The organism is Xanthomonas sp. NCPPB 3959 (assembly GCF_056675575.1).
On sequence record NZ_JBWWVR010000001.1, the window covers coordinates 306,698 to 329,679 of the forward strand.

General features: G+C 64.5%; 1 protein-coding gene (cut by a window edge). It reads right to left on the bottom strand.

The annotated features are described in order from the left end of the window. Window positions 1-22,982 carry the 3' portion of an Ig-like domain-containing protein gene (locus AC1KVG_RS01235; RefSeq protein ID WP_481093241.1) on the bottom strand. Its footprint extends 12,943 nt past the window's final position, so the window shows 22,982 of its 35,925 coding nt (coding positions 12,944-35,925); its start codon lies off the right edge, out of view; the stop codon is at window positions 1-3.

Genomic DNA, 22,982 nt, shown 5'->3' on the forward strand with positions numbered 1-22,982 from the left:
TCAGTCGCGCCGCACCACCAGACCTGTCTGTGCAACCAGCAGATCGATCCCCGACACCGCGCCGCCCAGCAGCGCGGCCCATCCAGTGTTTCCCAGTCCCGTCGGGTATGTTCCGGCCGTGGCCGTCCAGTCGATCACGGGCTGGCTGGACGCTCCCAGGTTGACCACGATGTAGCCACCGCCCTGGACGCTTCCGGCAGAGGCCGATGCACCGACAACAATGCTCATTGCATTGTCGCGGGGCGGGTTCTTGGACACCACCAGGGTGATGCTTGCACTGGCAGTCATCTTGCCGTCGCTGACCGAGTAGGTGAACGTGTCGGTACCGATGAAGCCGCTCTTCGGACGATAGGTGTAGCTGCCATCCCGGTTGCGTGTCAGTGAACCCTTCGACGGATTGGTCAGGCTCAGCGTCAGCGCGTCGCCGTCCGGGTCGTTGACCAGGCAGTCGAAGTCGATCCGCACGCTGCCGTCCTTCTGCACCTGGAACGAGGCGCTCTGGGCGGTGGGTGCGCGGTTCAACTTCTGCACCGTGATGCTGACCATCGCCACGCCAGATTGCGCGTCGCCGTCGGTCGCCCGGTAGCTGAAGCTGTCGGTGCCGTACCAGCCCTTGTCGGGGGTGTAGGTGTAGCTGCCATCGGCGTTGAGCGTGAGCTTGCCGTGGGACGGCGCGCAGACCAGCAGGGCGGCGAGGCGGTCGCCGTCGGCATCGCTGTCGTTGCCGAGCACATCGATGCGCACGGCGGCACCGGCCATGGTGGTGGCCTTGTCGTCCTTGGCCACGGGCGCACGGTTCGGCGCCAGTACCGTGATGCTGACGGTGACCGGCCTGGAGTCGAGTGCGCCATCGGTTGCAACGTACGTGAACGTGTCGGTCCCGATAAAGCCGGACTTGGCCGTATAGCTGAAGCTGCCGTCGCGGTTGCGGGTAAGCGTGCCGTTCTTCGGCGAGGTGGCGAGCTTCGCGGTCAGGTCGTCGCCGTCGACATCGCTGTCGTTGGCGAGCACGTCCAGGCGCGTTGCCACGCCGGCACGGACGGTGAAGGCATCCGCAGCTGCGACCGGCGCCTGGTTCACAGGCGCCACGCGGATCCAGACCATTGCCGGGTTCGAACGGTACTGACCGTCGAACGCCTGATAGGTAAAGCCGTCCAGGCCGTACCAGTTGGCGTCCGGCGTATACGTATACGTACCGTCCGGATTGAGCGACAGGCGACCGTGGCTCGGGCCGCAGACCAGCACGGCCTGCAGGTCGTCACCATTGATATCCCAGTCGTTGGCGGTTGGATCGATCCGTACCGAACCGTTCTCCTTGAGGTCCACCACATCGTCGAACGCAAGCGGCGGCAGGTTCGGGCCCAGCACTGTGACCGTGACCGTCGCGGTGTTCGAATTGGCCTTCCCATCGCTGACCACGTAGGTGAACGTGTCGGTGCCGGTAAACAGGCAGTCAGCGGAATAGCTGAATGTGCCATCCGCATTCCTCGTCAGCGTTCCGTGCTTCGGCGCGGAGACGATCGCGGCCTTCAGCGCATCGCCGTCCGCATCGCGGTCGTTGGCAAGCACGTCGATCCGCGCAGTCTGGTTGTTGTGCACGCGCACGCTGTCGTTGACTGCGACCGGGACCTGGTTGGCCGCCGACACCGTCAGGCGCACCGTCGCCACGTTGGACAGCGATTTGCCGTCGCTGGCCTGGTAGGTGAGGGTGTCGGTGCCCACGAAGTCGGCGTCGGCCGTATAGGTCAACGAGCCGTCGCTGCCCCAGACGAGTTTTCCATGCACCGGTCCGTTGACGATGATCGTGCGCAGGCGATCGCCGTCCGCATCGGTGTCGTTCGATGTCGGCACGAAGACCAGCGGCTGGCCCTGCACGGTGGTGTAGGCATCGTTCGCGGCGATCGGTGCGTGGTTGGTCTGGCGTACGGTGATGCTGACAGACGCAACGGCCGAGTCGAGCTCACCGTCGTTGGCGACATAGGCAAACGTATCGGTCCCGAAGAATCCGTCGTCGGGCGTATAGGTCAGGGTGCCATCCGTATTGACGACAAGCGTTCCATGGGCGGGCGGCACTGCGACGCGCGCGGTGAGCCCCGCATTGGGCGCCTTCGGCGTGTCCGCATTGAGCCCGGTGGTGTTGTCGATGTCGCTGTCGTTGGATAGGACCGCGATGACCACGGGCACGCCCTGGTCGGTGGTGGCGACATCGTTCACTGCGGTGGCTACATGGTTCAGCGGCAGCACGGTGAAAGTGACCGTAGCCAACTGCGAGCGCCCGGTTCCGTCGTCTACGACGAAGGTCAGGCGATCATCGCCCGCGAAGTAGGTCTTGGGACGATACGTGTACGAGCCGTCAGCCGCGCGCGTGAGCGTTCCATGTGACGGACCATCAATGACGATCACGCCCAGCGTGTCTCCGTCGACATCGGCCGCATGGGCGAGTGGGTCGAACGCAACGGCGCCGTCACCCTGGACACGCAGTGCGATATCACCGGCGGTGGGCAGGTGATTGACCGGTGCCATGACGATGGTAACCGTCGCGATTGCGGAGCTTGCCAGGCCGTCGCTGACCCGGTAGGTGAAGACGTCCTGGCCACGGAACAGCGCATCCGGCACGTAGCGGAAGCTGCCGTCCGGGTTCAGAACCAGGTTGCCGTGGGCGGGGCCACTCACCAGTTCGACCGTTAACGCGTCGCCGTCGCGATCGGTGACCCAGGCCATGAGGTTTCCGTCGAGCGCTTGTTCCTCTAGCGAAGGCAGTGTGGCGTCTTGGGCGACCGGCGCGTGGTTGACGTGCTGCACCTGCAGCCTGACCGTGCCGATAGTCGAGTCCGACTGACCGTCGTTGGCAACAAAGGTGAAGCTGTCCTCGCCGTGGAAACCAGGGTTGGCAGAGTAGAGGAAGGTTCCGTCCGGCTGGCGAACTACGCTGCCATGCAGCGGCCCGTCGACGATGCGGTACTCGAGCGTATCGCCGTCCAGGTCGGTGGCGTGGCGTGACAGGTCGATCGCGACAGAGCCGTCTTCCTGCAGCGACACGCTGGCATCGCCGGCGCTGGGCACATGATTGACCTTGCGCACTTCGATCGACACGGTTGCCACGTTCGACTGCACCTTGCCATTGTCGAGCAGGTAGGTAAACGCGTCCTGGCCCCACCAGAGCGCGTCCGGTGTGTAGTCGAAGCTGCCGTCGTCGCGCAGCGTCAGGGTCCCGTGCGTGGGCGGCGTGACCACCACGACACGGCTGCCTGCCGTACTGGAGTCGTTACCGAGCACGTCGAGACGTGTCACGGCGTCCTCGTTGGTGGTCAACGCATCGTCCACCGCATGCGGATCGGCCATAAGCGCGATGTCGCTGATGACGACCTGGCTGCCGAGCGCGCCGAAGCCCAGGATGTCGAACGAGAGCGCGACGGCCGTCCCGGCGGGCAGACCACTGATGTCGATTAGGTAGGTGCGGCTGCCGTCCGCATTGGTCTTGAAGGTGACGCCCTGGGCGAGGAATGCCTGGCCGTCGCCCTGCAGGTTGAGCAGGGCATCCGTCCGCGACAGTGCGATCGCGCCGGCCACCGATTGACCGGTTGCTGCGTCCAACAGCAATGCTTCGAAAGCATCTTGCGGGATGCCGCTGCCGGCCTGCAGCGATGCCGCATCGATCGTGAAGCGCAGGAAGCGGTCGGTCGCTCCCACGACGAACACCTTGCCGACCCGCGACTGGCTACCGGCGGTTTCGCGCACGACCAGGCGACCACTTGCGATATCGACATCGCCGCGTGCAGTCCACTCGGTCGTCAACGCTACCGGAGTTACCGTTGGCGCCTGTTGAGTGGTCAGCATCGTCGTCTGTGGCACGGCTGCGAACCGTTCGGGACTCGACGCCGATGGGGTAGAGGGTGGGCCGACCGGCGCAACGTACGTCGTTGAAATCCGGGGAAGGGCGTTAGTTGACGCACCGAGATAGTAATAGTTCTTATAGAACGCGATCGCTGCTGCAAGTGGCGTCAGCCCGGTCGAGGTGGTGGCACTCGGCTGGAGGCCCACGGCGGACTGAAGGACGCTCTGTTGCTCCGTGGTGAAGCCCAGCTTACCGTTGTAGGCCTTATCGGTCGCATTCATGACGTTGGGTTGGCTCATGGCATTTGCCCGTTTCAAGGCTCCTGATGAGTCAAGCAGGTAACCCTCACCGAGGCCAAAGGTGTGACCTAGCTCGTGCGCGACAGTCGATGCGATGAACGCGCCCAGCGTAGTATTACCGTCCCAGATGAAACCGCTACCGATGGCAACATGCACGGTTTGGTTGACAGTCTGGTTGACCGCGTCGGTGAGCGCCCACTCCTTTGCCATCTCGGGAATGGCAGGTGCACCCGGTGTTCCGGTTCGCAGAACGGAATCGAGCCACCCCTGCTTGGGACCGGAACCACGCTGGGTATCGAAACGCATGCCGTTCGGCGCCAACACGTAGCCGGCATTGCCTTTCCCCACGTCGGCCCACTCGACCATCGGACCTTCGGTCCACGTCGTGGTGCCCGGTGGTAGGTCGTTCTCAAACGTGATGCCTTTGCCCACTGACGCGTACATCCTACGCACGCTGTCCGCCATGTCGTTGAATGCCTTGTTGACGGCATTGTCAAAATCCTTCTGCAATCCGGTCAGCGCAGCACCCGGTGCCGGGACTGTGTATTGGTTGTTGAAGAATTTTGCAAAGTACTTAAGGAATTCGGGGCTGACCTCGAGAGATCCGGCCATAAAGCTAGTCCCCCAGCTGCTCTGGGCTTGCGCTGCCGCGCCGACGGCGTAGTACACGCCTGTTTGATTGTAACTAGGCGTGTTCCCGGAGAATATGCCCGATGTCGTGAAGATGCGAACCATCTCGGCCTTGAAGCCGGTGTAGTTTAGGTTTACCACAACTTGCTTGGTCTTCTTGCCTTGCACGTTCAATGACCCGATCGTCGTGCCGTCCGCGTTGATGATGTCCAGCGTGTCTAACGAGTACGAGGATGCGCCAGAGTTGAAGGTGCCGTTCAAATCCGGGTCGAAGGTCCATGACGCCGTGCCTGCCGTCACCGCAGTGCTGGAGCCGAAGCCAAATTCGGTACTCGCGCCGTGATCGGACAGGCTCAGATGCATGGAGGACGGCAGGATGACTTGCACTTCCTTGGTACGGACCTGGCCGCCAACGCCATCTGCCAGGGTGTTCTGGAACTGGACGCCTGCGTAGTCGGGCGTTTGGTCTGTCAGCCCAACGCCGCTAACGAGAACATTGCGCGGCTGGAACGCCACGTTGTTCGGGTCGACCATTTTAAGTACCGCCACCGCATCGGTCAGGTTCACCCAGCGAACGATCTGGTACACCACGATCTTTTTCTGGCCGTTAACCATGGTGGTGACGGTGATCTGGCCGCCATACAGTTCGTCCGCCGTCTTGGTCGACAACGTGTTGCCTGGATACATCTCCAGAATCGTTTTTGCATCCACCGACAAGGTGGCGCTGCCGCCAGCGGCGATGACCAGGGTGTGCGAGGTCAGCGGCTCGCTGCCGCTACTGGCCTTGAGGAACTTGGCGATGGTCGCATCGACCTCGATTGTCACGTAGGTGAGGGCATGTGACGCACCCGGGATCGTCAGCGACATCGCATTGACGGCCGTGCCATCGGCCTTCAGGCCGCTGCCGGTGATGAAACTGATCTCCGTGTCCGTCTCCGCACCCGTACTGATCTCGGTTCCTGCAGGCGGGCTTGCCTTGACCGGGATGTTCTGCTCGCCGGGTTCGTCGATCGCGATGTGGTGCGACTGGCGCTCCTTGTCCGACATCGCCAGGGTGGCCTTGAGTAGGGCGTCGATACTCCAGCTGTGCACCAGGTTGGGGTTCTGCCGTGAGGGATCCACGGTGCCGAAGCCGCCTTTCAACTGGCCGACCAGCACCGTGCCGTCAGCGGTCAGGCTGAGGTTGATGATGCCGTAGCCGTCCAGCGGCAGCGTGGCACCTAGGTACTGTGCTGTGCCCTGTTTGCCGAACGGATCCCGGATGATGCCCAGCTTTCCGCCGACAGACACCTTCTTGGCGCTGGCACTGCCACCATAAGCGACCGGCGGGCCGTACGGCGGGTAGAGGAAGTCGGGCGCCTCGAACATCGCCCTGTAGTACGGGTCGTTGAAGTTGTAGTTGTCGTCCGAAACGATGGCGTATTCCACACCGTCGTGCACCACCATGACCACACTCTGGGCGCGCTGGATGTCCAGGCGGTCGGAGATGATTGCGTTGAGCGGTTGCGACAAGTCGATTGCGGTCAGCGTGGCCGAGGTCACGTTTCCACTGCTGTCGCGGCTGAGGACGAGAGTGGACAAGCCGCGGCTGTAGTCCGCGACATTGGTCACCAGATAGTGGTCGGCGTCCGTGGTGGCCACGATGCGCTGGGGCGACTTGCCGCTGATGCCGTCGCCGTCCAGCGCCGCGACGATGGCGGGGGCGATGCGCCCGGTCGCCATGACCAGCGTGGTCAGGTCGAAGATGAGGACATCGCCGCGCTTGGTCCTGTCGCCCAGTTGGGTGCTGTTCGCGTTCTTTGGTACTGCCACGATCAGGGTATGGCCATCGGGGCCTATCTCCATGGCGGCGACGCCATAGACCGAGGCCTCGATACCGGTGCCCTGTACCGAGATGACCTGTCTGAAGGTCTTGCTCGTCGGATCGATATCCACGACGCGCAACTGGTAGTTGCCCGCCCCCACACCGGACGTCGCGCCTTCGCCAACCAGCAGCTTGCCACCTGCCGCGACCAGGCTGGTGATGTTCTTCCCACCCGTCACGGGGATGGTCTGGAAGATGCGGAAGGTGATGGTGTCGATGACGTAGATCACGCCATTGCCACCGACATAGGCACGGGTGAAGTCGTCGGAGAATGCGATCGGCTGGACCTTGGTTCCGCTCAGGTAATCGTTGAACGTTGCGTCGCCAAGTCGCTCCAGGAGATTCACTTGCCCGACGACCTTGTTCTCACGAAGGAAGTCGACGCCGGTCCGGCTCAGCACCGCCACGATGTTCGGTTGCGGAGTGATCTTGTACACATTACCCGAGAATTCGCGGGTAGCCCCGCTGACGGCTACGCCCGACGGATTGAGCGTGTTTGCCGCATAGACGCGGAAGAACTGCCAGCGGATCACGCCGACGGCCATATCCGCCGGAACCTGGACGGTCACGCTGCCGGTTGTCGTACCAGGGAAGGTCTTGATGTCGACACGCGAGCCATCGGGAAAGATTGCCCGCAGCACGAGCGTGCTCGTGTAGGGTGCAGCCTGCGCGTTGTCGAGGGTCAGCGTGACCTGGTTGAAGCCTGGTACAGCGGCCAGCCCGGTGATGTTCGGCAACGGAATCGTATTTCCGGGGATCTGCACCGACGGAAGAATTTTGCCTGTGCTGATTTTACCGATCTGGTCGGGACCGACCTGCGGGACCTCCACGTCCGCTGACTGCGGAATGCCGAAGTGGTACGCACCGACGAACAGGCTGGTCGCGGCCTGTGCGATCGCGTCGATCAGATCCGACTGGAAGGACGCGCCCAGCAGGCCACCGGCAATCGAGAGGCCAGTTCCGCCGAACGTGAGCCAGGTGGCCGCTGCCACGCCTACTTCGTACTTGCCGGAGATGACGCCGGGCATCCCGCGCATGACGTAGTACTCGCCGGAGAAGCTCACGCCGTCGAACGGCGGGCTTGCAGTCCGCGCGATGCCATCGGCGCCGACGAAACCGTTGTCGACGATCCACCAGGTGTCGGTGAACGTGCCGTCTGCGTTGGGCACCTGGCCCTTGCGCAGGAACAGCACTTCGTCGCCTGGATTGGCGGTCTGCTGGACGGGAATGGCCAACTGCAGCGGATACGCCGTGCCGTCCTTGCCCAGGTCTAGCTTGAAGGCGGCCAGCGGCTCCAGGACTCCCTGTGCCGGGACCTGCGCCGTACCGGGCCACGACGGATCGCCCAGCGTGATGCGCTGGATGGAAACCGTGGTGTCCGCACTCAGCGCTTGGGGGGGAATCATGACGGTTTCGCCCGTGGGCGCCATCACGACGGCGCCCGTTTCGGCGGAAACCTCGATGGCTTGCGGCGTCGACTGCAGCTGGGCCAGTTCGACCGAGATAACGGTTTGGGCCATGCCGATCGTCTGCTGGAGCAACGTGCCATCGGAAAGGCGCGATGTGTACACGTAGACGACGAAGATCGTCGCATGGCCATTCGCATGCGCGGTGACCAGGCCATTGGCATCGACGGTGGCGATCGCGTCGTTGCTGGACAGGTAGATGGCCTGCGCGTGGATATCCACCGATGCCTCGGTGATCGGATCGTCGGCGTGCACCTTGAGCTGGCGGGTGCCTCCCTTGGCGAGCGTGAACGAACCGGGATACACCTCCGGCATGACCGCCGGCGTGGCGGTTGTGGGGTCGATGATGTTGACGACCCGGACGTCGCGAACGATGAAGCCGTCGGATGCGGTGTGACTGGCCACAATCAAGACAGGGCCCTTGCCCAGCGTGACGAGCAGGTCCTGCGCATCGTCCAGGCGCGCGGGCAGGTTACCGGAAGCACCGGGTTGCAGTGTCGCCAGATACATCGCCAGGAAGCCCGGATCGGCACTGACGTCGACGCCTGTCTGGTCTTCGAAGTCGACCGTGGCACGCAGCGGCACGCTCTGGCCCGGCAACGTGCTACCCGGTGCGACCAGGTGGATGCCGGTCATGCGTGCGGCGCTGACCGTGACAGGCAGACGGATCGACGACGATGTCGAATACCCGTCGTCGGCGCTGAGCAGGATGGACGCCGGCCCCGTGTAGCCGGCGTCGGGCCGGAAGATCACGGAGCGTCCATCGGCACCCAACACGGCAGTGCCGTGCTCGGCGCCGAGGATCCGCCAGAAAATGGCATCCCCCTCGAGATCCGTCGCCACGCCGTCGAGGCCGATCGCGACACCGAGGCCGGCATGGGTGAGCGTCGCCGGGAGATCGGCATGGACCTGCGGCGCTGCATTGGCCTTCCAGCCATAGTTGGCGTAGAGAATCTGACGGTCGGACTGATCGATGACGCCGTCGCCGGTGAGGTCGGCCACGCGGGCCTGGCTGATCGCTGCGGCGGCATACGCGCTTGCATCGTTACCGTCGATCGACCCGTTGCCATCGAGGTCGCCGGGCATGGCGACACGTACGCTCGCTTGTCCCGCGCCGTGCAAACGGACGAGTTTGAGGCCGGCGGCGTCGATGCGAACGAGCAGGGTCAGCACGCCGTCGTGCAGGGTACGGCCGACGATCGTCCCACCGACCACGTCCACGCCGCTGTTGGCATCTGCGAGCGTGACGCGTACCGCCACGGTCAGGGCGCCGGCTGCGCCGGCGACCTTTACGCTGGAAGCCAGCTCGCTGTCGCGCACGATGAAACCGACCGCAGTCGTATCTGCGGAGAGGACGCCCGTCCATGCGTTGCCCGGGTTGTTCCACTGCGTGGACGCACCGAGATGTGCTGCGAGGACATCGGTATATGGCTTGCCGTCGCTGCCGTAGCCGTAGGCCTTCGCGGGTTGATCGGTATCGAGCGAGCGCGCGAGGACGACCCGCCCAGCCTTGTCGTAACCGTAGACCGTGGTGGTAACGGTCGCAGGATTCGCCTGCGGACCGACGATCCGGACGATCCGGCCGGAGGCGTCACGCATGAATTCCAGGCGTTGCGTGCCACCGACGACCGCGATGCCACTGTCCGAGACCAGCCATTGAACACCATCGGTAAAGCTCACGGTCTGTACCTTGCCCGCAGCATCCAGCCCGTAGCGTGTACCGTCCGGCGCGGTCAGCACATAACCCGAGGGACGCCAAGGCAGGCCGCCGATCTGGCTGTAGAGATGGGACCCTTGGCGCGAGAGCGGTTCGTCGAACGACACTGCGAGCGTCCAGCCCTGGTCTGCCGCGAATCCGGCGCGGTACACCATCGGTGCGTTCGCCGTGCCGGCCATGGGGTGCGCGGTGGTCTGCAGGGTGAACCTGAGATTGGCGACGGCAGCGTTGCCGCCGAGCGAGGCAGGCATGCGCAACCAGAACACGGAGCCTTCGGTCCATGCATACATGGCGCCCGTCGACGTGACGTCAGGCTGATCTGAACGCAGGCCCGTATCGATGCCTTGCAGGCCCTGGTTCCCAAAGTCGCCGCCGTTGGGGCCGGCAGTGGTCCGTACAACGCTAAAGGCGTGTCCACCAAGTTGGTATGTGGCGTCCTGCGCGCCGCTATCAAAGGTCTTGGCGGTGGAATCGATGGTGACGCGCGATTCGATCTCGCTGGTCCGGCCAACCAGATCCCACGCGGTCAGGCGCAACCGGTAGATGCCGTTGTTCCAGGTGGCCGGATCGAGCGTATAGATCGGCAGCGTGCCATCCACGGCTTGCGATCCGGTCTCCACTGCGGCGAGCGTCTGCCACGCGCCGCCGTCAATGCTGGCGGCCTGTAGGCGATAGCCGGCCAGCTGGAGATCGCCGATCGCGGCGAGCACTGGCAACGCAGCGCCAGCAACGACCGGGCTTCCATTGGCGGAAGTACCGGCGAGACCGGCGGCCCACGCGAGCTCCGGTGCTGCCGTATCTTGCGGATCGCGGACCCGCAAAGCGGTTTGTCGTGTGGCGGTGAAGCCATCGGCATCGGTGGCCACGACGCGCACGTCGATAAGGCCGGGGCGCGATGCGGTCAAGCGGACCCTTCCGCTCCTATCGAGCACGACGGTTTGCCAGGTGTCCGGATCGGTTCCAATCCCGCGCACCTGCACAGTCATGCCGGTCACCGGTGCAAAGCTCGACGCGCGCACGGACACCTGCACGACCTGGCCGGGCAGCAGAGGCGTTCCCGGTACCGCGTCGACCAGAATCGACGGTGCATTCGAGGCGGCGTCGGCGGCGACGCGCAGCGTGAACGACTTCCATGCCGTCGAGAACCCATCGGAGACCTGGGCGGTGACGACGAAATCGCCGATCTGTCCGGAACCAGGCGTCCAGGACAACCGCTGGGTTACCGCATCGTAGCTGGCACCTTCGGGAAGGCCCTGGAACGAGACGACGAGGGCGGCCGTCTGCACGGCGCCGTCAGCGTCGGAGACTGCGATGCCCCCCGGCGCCGGTCCACCCAGCGCGACGGGTACCTTCCACTCCTGACCGACGACCAGCGCATGGCTCGCGACCGAGAGCTCGGGCACGCGGTTGGTGTCGAAGACGCGCACGTTGACGGTGCGGGTGGTACTCAGTCCGCCATCGGTAACGACGAAGCGGAACGTGAAGTCACGCGAACCTTGCACCGCGTTGTCCACGGTGCCGGCAGCGGGCGTCCATTCGAACTGGCCCGTCGTCGGGTCGAACATGACGCCCGCGGGGGTCTGGTCGTCCTGGATGAAGGCGATGCGGGTCGGGTCGCCGTCGGCATCGGCGGTCCGCAGCGTGAAGGTCAACGTCGAACCTTCGTTCGCCAACTGCAACGGCATTGGAAGGATCACGGGCGCCTGATTTACGTTGGCGACGGTCACGACGAAGGTACGCGCGAACTGCGCGCTGCCGTCGCTGCCTGTCACGGTGAAGCGGTACTGGCCCGGAGCGCCGCCCGGAATGTTGCCGGACTGCGCAGCGAACTGGCCAGGAGTCCACTGAAGCGTCGCCCGCGTTCCGTCCGTGGGGACGTTCAGGGTCATGCCATCGGGAAGACCGGCGACGGTCCAACGAATCGCATCGGCATCGACGTCACGCGCGAACAGGTCGACGAGCAGCGGCGTTCCTTCATTCGCACCGAACTGGACGGGCGCGGACACGTCGCCGGTGGTCGGCACCGTTTGTCCGTTGATCTGCACGGCGAGCAGCTCGGGCGCGCTGTTGGCGGCGCGCACGACGATCTTCAGCGTACGCACGGTGACGTTGGGGAGCGGCGATGCGGGGTTCGTGTGGCCGGCATCCTGCGGAGGGAGCCCGCGGTCTGTCACGGTCAGGGTGATGTCGTGCGCGCCGATGTCGTCCGCAGTCGGCGTCCAGGTCAAGATCCAGTGACCGTAGGTGGGAGACGCGGTGACGACGGCGTCCACGGGGCGCCCGTCGACCGTGAGGGTCAGGGCATCCTGGTCCAGGTCACTGGCGACGATGGGCAGGGAGATGGTCTGTCCGACGACGGCCACGACAGTGCCGGGCACGTCGATGACCGGTGCTTCGGTCTGGCTGCGCGCGGTGACGACGAAGCTGACCGCCTGTGTGAGGACCCGTGCGGGGTCGCCGTTGCCATCGTCGCGAGCGACGATCGTGATCGTGTAGTCGCCACGGTCGTTGGCACCCGGCGCAACGCGGATGACGCCGCGCACGTGCCCGACCGGCGCCGAAGCATCGGGCAGGAAGGTCGCGAACCGCGGTAATCCGGACAGGGTGTAGGCGATCGCATTGCCGTCGACATCCTGGATATCGACGGGTATCTCGAGTACTGCCCCCTTGTCGACGAACACATTGGCGATCGCTCCGATCACCGGGGCGCGGTTCGTGTCCGCGACCACGATCGGGATGGTGACCCGGCTGGTCGCCGGCGTTCCCAGGCCATCGCCGTCGTCAGTGGCGATCACCGTGACGTAATAGGTACCCGCCTGGCTGTAGCCGGGCGTCCACACCAGTTCGAGCGTCTGCGGATCGAACGTCGCGCCAGCCGGAAGTCCCAGGACCTGATAGGTGACGCTCGGCGGCACGATGAAGCCGTCGTGACTGGTCGCTGGTGCCGACGCGCCCAGGCGCACGGCCGGGGCGAACTGTGCGTTGTCCGGATCGAAGGCAAAGACACTGATCCGCAGCGGCTGCCCTTCGACGATGTTCCACGGCGACTCGATGTTGGCGTCGAAACGTGGCGCACCGTTGGCATTGAGGACATGCAGTACGACGTCGCGCTCGACGTAACGCGCCACTGTCGTGCCGTCGGTGGCGGCGAAGGTTGCGGTCAGGCGCACGCGCACGCTGTAGTCGCCGTGCTGGTCGAAGCCGGGCGTCCAGGCGAGCCAACCGGTCTCCGGGTTGATCGTCATGCCACCCGGCAAGGATGCGGCGCTGTAGGACAAGCGCACGACCGTACCGTCGTCGATCTGGGTACCGCCTGGCAGTGATCCGGCAAGCTGCAGCGCGAAGGTATCGCCTTCGCGAACGGTCTGCGCCGCGACGGGCAACAACACCGGGTCGGGCTGGGCCTGCGTGACGGTGATGGTGAAGGCCTGCCTGACGATGGATTTTCCATCGGATACCGTGACGGTGATATCGGCATACACGCCTGCCTGCCGGTAACCCGGGCGCCAGGAGAGAATGCCGGTCCGGGCGTCGAACTGCGCGCCTGGCGGTACGTTCCCGATGCTGTAAGTGAGGGTGTCGCCATCTGCGTCGGCACCGACGATGGGCAGAGTCAGCAGCGCGCCTTCGGCCACGCTGACCTGTTGGGCCACGGCCAGTACCGGCGCTTGATTGCCGTTGACGACGGGGAGGTGGAGCTCTTGCAGCGAGGCGCCACCGCGACCGTCCTGCACGCGGATGATGATGACGGTATCGGCATCAGCATTCGGGCCAGGTGTCCAGGCGAGGGTGGCCGCACCGCGATAGCGTCCGTCGGGATCGCGGGTGAAACCCGGGCCGGAGGCAATGGTGAAGCCCGGCGGTGCACTGACGAGTTCCCAGAAGAACGCGGCACCGTCGTCATCGGTGGCCTCGATCGAGGCGGTCCACGGCTGACCGATGACGGCAGGGGTGACGAAGCTGTCTGCTTCCAGTGCCGGCGTGTTGACGATGACGGGCGGGACATTCGCCATCGGTACGGCGTAGACGCCATGACCGATCGCGAAGCGGGCCAGGCCAGCCAGGCCACCGAAGGCGCTGGCCGAAGATGGCGGCAGCACGCTGATCGTCTGGTTGGCCAGTGTCGCGCCAATGGCGAGCTTTCCACCGAGTGCTTGCAGTGCGGCAGTGAGGTCGAGCACCCACAGGTCGGACTGCGAACCCTGGCCGGCGCTGCTGCCGGGAATGGCACCGTTGAAGTAGACGCCCGGGTCGAGCAACAACATCAGCGGGCCGTGGATGTCGTCCAGGCCGACGTTGGTGAGGTTGACGTCATAGCTGATGGCGCCGGTGACGTGATCGGAACGCGTGTTACTGAACGCGATGGACACGCTGTTGCTCATATCGAGCAGTGCTGTGAACGCGGAGGTGAAGTTCTGCTCGATCGCGAGTCCGGTCGCCGAACGCAGCTGGCCGGATATCGTCATCAGGTAGTAGCCGGCGGGCAGCGCGTCGTATCGCAGATATGCGGTATGGCTGGCGGCATCCCAGCGCACGCTCGTGGGATGCAGTGCCGTCGCTCCCGGCTGACCGTCCTTCAGCTCGAAGTAGGTGGGATCGAGGACGGAACCATCCTTGTCCAGGGCGAGCGACATCGACTGGTCAAACACCACCGCAATCTCGCCCAGCGGCACCGGCACCAGCGCCCCATCCGGCACGCTGGTCGCGAGTACCTTCGGCGCGCGCGCCGGGGCGATCTCGTCGATGTGGTTGGTCTGTGCCACGAGCAGGCGGCCGTCGCTAGTGGCGACGATCGCCTGGGCCTGGGTGCCGCCGCCGGCAAGCTGGAGCACGCGGCGGGAATCGAGTTCGATCATCCAGGTGGTCGAGCCGCGCGTGGTGTCGGTGACACCGGCCACGGTGACGTGCTGTGCGAGCTGGCCGGAGGTGAACAACAGGCCGGCGAGCGGGGTACCTGCGGCGCCGAACGCGATGGACGAGACGGTGCCGGTCAGGCGGTACTCGAGTTCCGCGCGGCCGGCGGTGCTGCCCGACATCGGGAAGCTGACGATCTCGGTGCTGCCGTTCGGATCGGCGGCAGTAATCTGGCTGCCGGTCCAGCGGACCGCCCACAGGCGCCCGTCGGGACCGAAGGCGAGATCGCCGACGCGGGTGTTGCTGAAGTGCTGCCAAGCCTTGGTGGCGTCGGTTTGGTTCGGATGGAAGACTTCGATGCCGCCGCCGGACGACACGTAGATGTCGCCGTTGGCCGCAATCGCCAATGCATGGGTGAGCGGCTGGCCGCTCGGTCCCTGCAGGCGGCGCAGGATCACGCCGCTGGTCGCATCGACCTGCAGCAGTTCGTTACCGGTCATCACCCACAGCTGGCCGAACGCATCGACGGCCATGTCGAGCACGGGGCCATCGAGCACGAACAGCGGGGTCACCGAACGGCCGCCGTCCTTGCCCACCTTGAACACTTCGTTGCGCAGCGCACCTGCGCTGAACAACACGCTGTGCTCGGCGAGTTCGACCATCGCCATCGCGCCGATATTGGCATCGCTGGCTGCGAAACCGTCCGCGAAGCCGCGTGCAGCGAACGGCGACAGGATATTCGTGTAATCGCCCGGGCTCGTACTCGCGACAACACCCGGCAGCAGCTGGGAAGCCTGCTGGAAAAGGGTGTTTTCGGGATAGTTGCGATCGGGGGCCGCCGCCGGGGTACTGGGTGTCTGTTCCAGTCCGGGCGTGACGCCCAGGCCGTCCAGCACACCCTGTCTGCCGCCATCGTCGGGCAGCACGGCATTGGTGGTGCTGGCCGCCTCGCGGTTGCCCGCCAGGTCGGTGGCCACGGCAAGGAACTCGTAAGTGTGGCCGGCTTCACCGGTGAACACGGCACTGGTGCGGTCGGCTGCGACCTGACGCTGCCAGATGCGGAAATCACCGCCGTCGGTCGCGACATACACGGTGACGAAGCGAATGCCGCTGGCATCGTCCTGCGCGTCCCACTTCACGGTGTAGGTCGGTGCGCCCGCGGCATTGTTGCCGAGGCTGGTGACCGTGACCGAGGTCCTGGGTACGCCGGCGTCGAGCGTGACGTTGAGCGTGCCGCTGTCGATCGGCGGCGTCTGGTCGAACAGGATTCGCGCACTCGCGCCGATCTTCGTCCCGGTGACCACGCTGCCGCCAACGGAGACCGTATAGCTCACGAAGCCGCCGACCGAGGCACCGTTGGTCGGCACGAGCAAGGCGCGGGTGAGGTCGGTCATGACCTCGCCGGTGGAGGGATCGATCGCCTGGATCAACCAGGTGGCAATGCGCGACTCGATATCGATGCCGGCGCTGACACGCAGCACATAACCCTTGGTGCCGGTGAAATCGAAGTCGGCCTGGAAATTGGCGCGATCGGCGGGCACATGGAGATTGATGTCGCCGAGCTTCAGGTCGCCCAGCCGCAGCGAACGCGGATCCAGGTTGGCGTCCAGCTGGCTGACGATCCGGATCTCGCCCACTCCTTGCGAGGTCGGATTGGAAAACGCAAAGGAGTAGGGCAACGGTGTCGCCGACGGGACATAGATGCTGCCGTCAATTGCGGTTGCGCGGCCTTGCGGACCCTGCACGGCAATCACGGCGTCGTCCAGACCACTACGCTGCGCCATCAGCTGCAGGTATTGGGTGAGGTTGAGCGGCTTTCCCGGTACCGGGTTGAACTTTTCGTCAAGCAGGCCCTGCGCGCGCAGGTATTCAAGTTCCGCCTGGCCTCCCACGAATACCCGGAAGTTCTCGAACTGCAGGGTGCGTCCGGTGTGCCGATCGTAATCGGCCGGGTTCGCGAGCGAGGGCACTGGCACCAGAACTTCATCACCGTCAGACGTGTAGCGCACCTCGGTGTGGTCGATCGGGCCGGTGGCTGCGCCCCTGTCGCCGCTGTACTTGGCGGTGTCGCCGTACCACTGCTGCACCTTGGCGAAGAAGCCCAGCAGGTCGGCTTGGGTACGATAGGTATCGCCCGCACGTGAAAGCAGGATGCCGGCGGCGAGGGTGGCATTGAGACTGACCACTTGCGGGTTGGTCGTGATCGGTGGCGCCTGGTTATCGGGGCGCAGCATGCCGCCGGTTTCGAGTGCGGCGAGCCAGCCGTTGACCCACGTCGCCGGATCTGCAGCGAGCACGGCCAGGTTCACCGGGGCGGTCTGGTCGGCGAGCACCGCAGTGCGCAGGCGCAGCGCATAAGCCGTCTGCTCGGCGACGAATTCGGCGCGGGTCAGGGCTGTCGCGGCAGCGACGATATTCATCTCGAACGATTGGGAGAGCGCTTCAATCTCGCTGAGGATGTCTTCTGGCGCAGTCGAGCGGAATCGTGCAGCCAATCCGGGCGAAATGCTGTCCAGACCATTTACACCGGCGTCGAGGATGCCCTGCGATTTCCAATCGGGGTGGATGGCATAAAGCGCTTCGCGAAGACCGACAAAGTCGCGATTGACCCAGGCGGTCAGTCCGGGATAGGTCTGCAAACGGAAGGTCATGCCGACAAATCCGCTTGCAGCGATATCGAAGGCGTAACCCGGTGCCAGGGCGTAGCCGGATGTATTCAGCGTACCGTCCAGTGATGCCCACGGAATATCCGTACGCGACGGGGTCGACGGCGTCTGGCCGTAGCTTTGCGTATTTGCCGGCGCGTTGGCCGTATTGCCGTACGGCGAGCCGGCGATGTTGGAGCCGAACAGGGCGTAAGGCAGATTGAGACTGTCGATGAGGTACTTGTTGTAACCCATCTCCACTGCGCCGACGTCGAAGCGCACATAGGGTGTATCGACGTTGGTCAGGCTCTGCAGCGAGACCGTATAGCTTGCGCTCTGGCCAGGATCCAGAGTGCGCGGGCCGCCGACGCCGATGGTGACATCGCTCTCGATGCTGCGCTCGACGAGGTAGCGGTTCGCCTCGGTGACACGCTGCCCGTTCGGGTTGACGACAGTGACGTCGTACAGGCCGAGCGGAAACGCACGCGTGTCGAAGATCGCGCGGATGTGCGTGGCATCCAGCACCTGCCAGCGATCCGGCTCGGCTTCGAACACGCCAGGGCGATTGAGCTTGACGATGGCGCCGGCCTGGAAGCTGGAGCCGTAGATATCCAGCGTGACCCAACGATGCGTGTCATCGCCCACACCGCCGTGATCTGGCGTGACCCGTGTGATCGACAGCGGCAACAGGTCGGCGCGTAGCGTCGCTGCAACATCGTGGCCGCCACGGCTGCGCACGAGGATGTAGTAATCGCCCGCTAGCGTGCTGGCGATGATCGCCTGCTGGTCTGCCGCGGACGCGTTCGCGTACGCGGCGTCGTAGGCGTACGTGGTCGGGATGTCGCCGTAGCGGATGTACAGCTCGTTGTCGCCGGAAAGTGCCGAGGAATCGAGCAATACGCGCAGGGTCTGGCCAGCGGCGACGCTCACCTTGTAGAGCTGGGAGACGCCATCGTCGAGCACGATCGCCTTGGGGCTGGCGACGGCGAGCACGGGAACCGAGGTCTGGATGGTGGCGGCAGAGGCCGTGAGGTTGTTCGCCTCACCCGGGGCCATCACAAGGCCGGTCGGCCCATAGCTGATCGCGCCTTCGTAGACCTCGTTGTACAAGTCCGGACGGACGATGATCCTCCAGCTACCGTCCTTGAGCGGCGGCAGGTTGGCCGTGAGCGCGCCACTGTAACTGGCGTGTCCGGCGAGATCGCCGCGATGAACGACCTTGCCGAGCAGGATGTCGGTCAGGCCCCAGGCGTTGTCGATCGAGAGATAGACCGCGTCCGTCCAGGTGCCGTAGGCAGTGTTGTCCGAATCGTTGGTGATGGTGTAGCTCACGGTGACCGGCTGGCCGACCTGCGCCTGCGGCGGCACCGTGACCGTGTCGACCTTGAGGTCGGCCGGCGGTGGGATCTCGATCAGGACCGGCTGTTCGGCGGCGGTGGCGTTGTTCTGGTCCTTACCGAATTCGAGAACGGTGCCACTGGCCCCGGCACCAAAAGCGCGTGCCGGATCGGTGATGACGAACACGTACCAAGCGCCACTCAGATCGCTCGGCGCGGTCACGCTGAAGCGACCGTCATAGCGACCACCGGCAGCAAGGCCGCTGCCGTGCGCCACATAGCCCAGGTAGCGATCCTGGTTCACGTCGAGGAAGCGGTCACGCGACAGGTAAATCAGATCGTTCCAGTTTTGCTGGTCGGATGGGGTAGCGCCACCGGCATTGAAGACCGAGTAGTCGACCGTGAACGGCTGGCCGGCCACCACGTGCGCAGGCACGGTCACTGCCGACACGGTGAGGTCGGGCGGCGTCGCCAAGGTGATGGGAAGCGCGATTGAGGCGACATTGTTGCCCTCGTCGCGGAATTCGAGAATAGCGCCCGGGCCACTGCCTTCGACGACGTCCAGGCCGTCGCGGATCGAGCTGGGGGTGCTGTATTCGAAGTCCTTCACCGTGGAGGTGTCGGTCTTGACGATGAGTCGGAAATTGCCGCTGATCGATTGGGGCAGGTGAAACGTGACGCTTGCGGTATACGACTCGCCAGGCAGCAGATAACGCGGCCTGCCGTTCGCATCGACGATCGAGATGCCCTGGATACGCCCCGGATTAGTGTAGAGATCGCCCTCCGGCAATGGCGTGTCGCTGGCGTCCAGTGTGTCGTCGTTGGATAGATAAACTCCATCGGACCAGGACGTGAAGCGCGTGGCACGATCGCCACGGTTGGTCACCGTCCAGGTGGCGGTGACCAGCTCCCCTGAGTGAGGAGCCGGATTGGAGATCGACACGGTGTCGATCTGCAGATCGGCCTCACGATAGGTGATGTCGATGCCCGCGCTGCCGAAGTTGTTGGCTCCATTGAGGCCCTCAAACACAGATTGACCATAATGGTCGAGGGCGTAATCGTTGCGCCCCCCGTCATTGAGTTCTTCAAACGGTTTGGACTTCGGGTCGGGCGAGGCCAGGTTGTCCCGGCTCGCGCCCGTGTCGGTGATGATGTAGATGTAATAGCGACCGTCGGTACCCGGCGGCAGTGCCACATTGGCAGTCACGGTGTAACTGGCGCCAGCGGCCAGACCCGCAGTGTTGTAGCGCGCGAATGCACCGATTGCGGTCGCACGGGTTGGAATGAACGTCGGATCGGTGCTGATGTACACCGAATCGATCCACGCGGTGGTCGACGGCCATACGGCTTCGCCCTTGTTGGTCACCGTCCAGGTGATGGGGGTTGGTTCGCCGGAATAGTTATGCGGCGGGACGATGACCGAAGTGACCTGCAGATCGGCCGGGTGGGAGATCACGTTGGACGCCAACGCCGTCGCATTGTTGGCTTCGTTGGTTTCACGAATCTGACTGAGTGCATCGGAGACCACGACAACGTAACGACCGGTGATCGACGGCGCCAGCTGCACAGTCTGGTTGACAGTGTATTTTTCGCCATTGTTGAGCGTACGGCTTTGGGTATACGTGCCGATCAGCCAGAACTTGGTGGCCTTGGACAGGTCGGCGTTGTCGGCGACATACACGGTATCGGTCCAGCTGCCGGTAAACAGGTCGCCCTGGTTCTGCACGGCGTAGCTGAAATTGAGGTTGCCACCCGCATCGACTGTCTGCGGGGCAACGACCTGGGTGACGACAAAGTCCGGCGGAGTGATACCCAGGACCGAGATCGCGCGGGCCTTGTAGTTGTTGTTGTCAAGCTGGCCTGGATCGTCGGCATTGAGGTTGGATGCCAGCGTGTCTTCCAGGATCCCATCATAGGCATCGCTCCAGACGGTGATGTAGTACTGCCCGCTGAAGGTATCGCTGGGGATGGTGACGCGAAGGCTGCCCTGGTAGTCCTCGCCCACGGCGAGGTTACCGGTGTGGGTGACACTGCCCAGCAGAACGTCGCCACGGTTGGCACCCGGCCGCCGCGGGTCTTTTGCCAGCCAAACGGTATCGGTCCAGCTATTGGTCGTCGCATCGGCACCACGGGTGGTCGCGCTGCCCTTGTTGGTGACGCGGTAATCGACCTGGATGGTTGCACCGTGGACTGCCTGGTCGGGAGCCACCACGTTATTCGTGACCAGGTCGGCGAACGGTACCGGGTCGACGTGAAAACGCACCGCCTTCTGGTTGTCATCGTCCTTCGGGTATTCGTCGACGTTGTTGTCGCCATCGGTGACGACAATGAGATACACGTCGCCACGGTAGGTGATCGGAATGTCGATCGAACCGGTGATGTTGGAGTAACGCTCGGTCGGTGCCAGCGCGCTGCCGTTGTCGAAGATGCCGACGAGTATGTCGTCGCCGGTCAGGGTACCGTCGAGCGAGAGGTAGATCTTGTCGCGCCAGCGCCCGCTTGCGGGCATCGCGCCGCTGTTGACGACGGTGTACTGGATGCCGACGCGCGTACCGGCGGTGACGTGGTCGGGGATCGAAACGGCATCAACCTGCAGGTTCGGGCGTGCCTGCAGCACGATCTGGGATGCGGTGGAGGCAATCGTCAGATTGTTTCCACGCGCGCCGCCATGTTCATAGACCTGCGCACCATCCTTGCCGAGATTACTGTTGGTGATGACTTGCAGGCGATAGAGGCCTTCGATCTTCGCCGGCAAGCGAACCTGCTCGGTGCGCGTATACGTCTTGCCTGCCTCGAGCGGACGATCGTAGGTGTAGGTGCCCAGCACGACATCCGGACCGCCGTTGGTCGACACAAGCTTCACGGTATCAACCCAGGGTCCGGCGGCTGTTGCCTGACCTTGGTTGATGACCGTCCAGGCGAGGTCGACCACGGTGCCTTCGACCGCGTTATCGGGCATGCTGAGCGCCTGCACGACAAGGTCGGGCGAGGGGGCAAGCTGCACGGGAAGTGCCGCGCTGTGGCCGACATTATTGTCGCCGTAGACAAACTCGAATGGTCCTCCGGTGCGCACATTGACGTACCACGTGCCGGAGAGACCGTTGGGCACGGTGACCACAACGCTGCGCACGTAATGGTCGCCGACCTCGAGTTGACCGATGTGGCTCACGTTGGCGAGCGCGATCGGCGTACCTGTGCCATCCGGTGAGGTGCTCAGCCATACCGAGTCGGACCATTCGGCCATGTCCGTAATGCCGATGCCTTGGTTGGCGACGGCCCAGCTGACGGTCAGCGGTTGCCCGCTGGTCGCGTTGCCCAGCGCTTGAACGCTGTTCACCACCAAGTCGGCGTAAGGCTTGGGCATTACGTCGATAACGTGATCGGCGGCCACGGCATCGTTGCCGATCACGCCGTCCTGGAAGACCTGCTTCGTCGCATCGGTCACCACGAACAGCTTGTACCGCCCGGTGAAGCCTGGGGGCAGCAGGGTGGTGAAATCGCCCCGGTAGCTGTCGCCCACCGCGAGCGCGCCGTCGTGGCGCACCTCGCCGACGATACGGTCGTCGCTGTTGCCGACGATGTCGTCGGTGGAGAGGATGACCCGGTCGACCCAACCCGAGGTAGTACCCGTGCCCGTGCCACGATTGGTCACCGTCCAGCTCACCGCCAGGGTGGCCGGGTCGGCGATCAGCGTGGTGGGCGCCTGCACGGCGCCCACCACAAGATCGGCATGGGGTGCCAGCTGGACGGTAAAGGCCTCACGCCCCGTGTTGTCGGCACGCGCGCGGTCGTCGACGACGTTGCGCGCGTCGGTGACAACCACGACTTCGTAGTCGCCGCGGGCATCGAGCGGGATGGCGATATCGGTGGAAGCGACGTACGAGGCGCCTGCTGCCAGCTCCGTTCCGTGTGCGACTTCGGCGACCTGGGTGAGCTGGCCGTCGCGCGACAGGTAGACACGATCGACCCAGCCGCCGCTGGCAAGTCCGCCGCCATTGGCGACAGTCCATTCGACATGCAGCGAGGTACCGGACTGGACCAGCGAGGGGCCGCTCACGGAGGCGACCGAGAGATCCGGACGGCTGACCGTGACACTAGCGGTTGCGACGGCCGTGTTATCGACCTCGTTGTCGCGCTCGTAGACGGTGTTGTCGCTATCGGTGACGACCACCCAGCGGTAGCTGCCTTCGGCCAGCCACGCGGGGACCGACACGTCGATGGCGCGCGACGCGGTGGCGCCGGCGGCCAGGCCGTCGGTGTAGAAGCGGCTGGCCACCTGGGTCAGCGAGCCGTCTGCGGCACGCAGGTAGATCGTATCGCGCCAGGCGCCCGTCA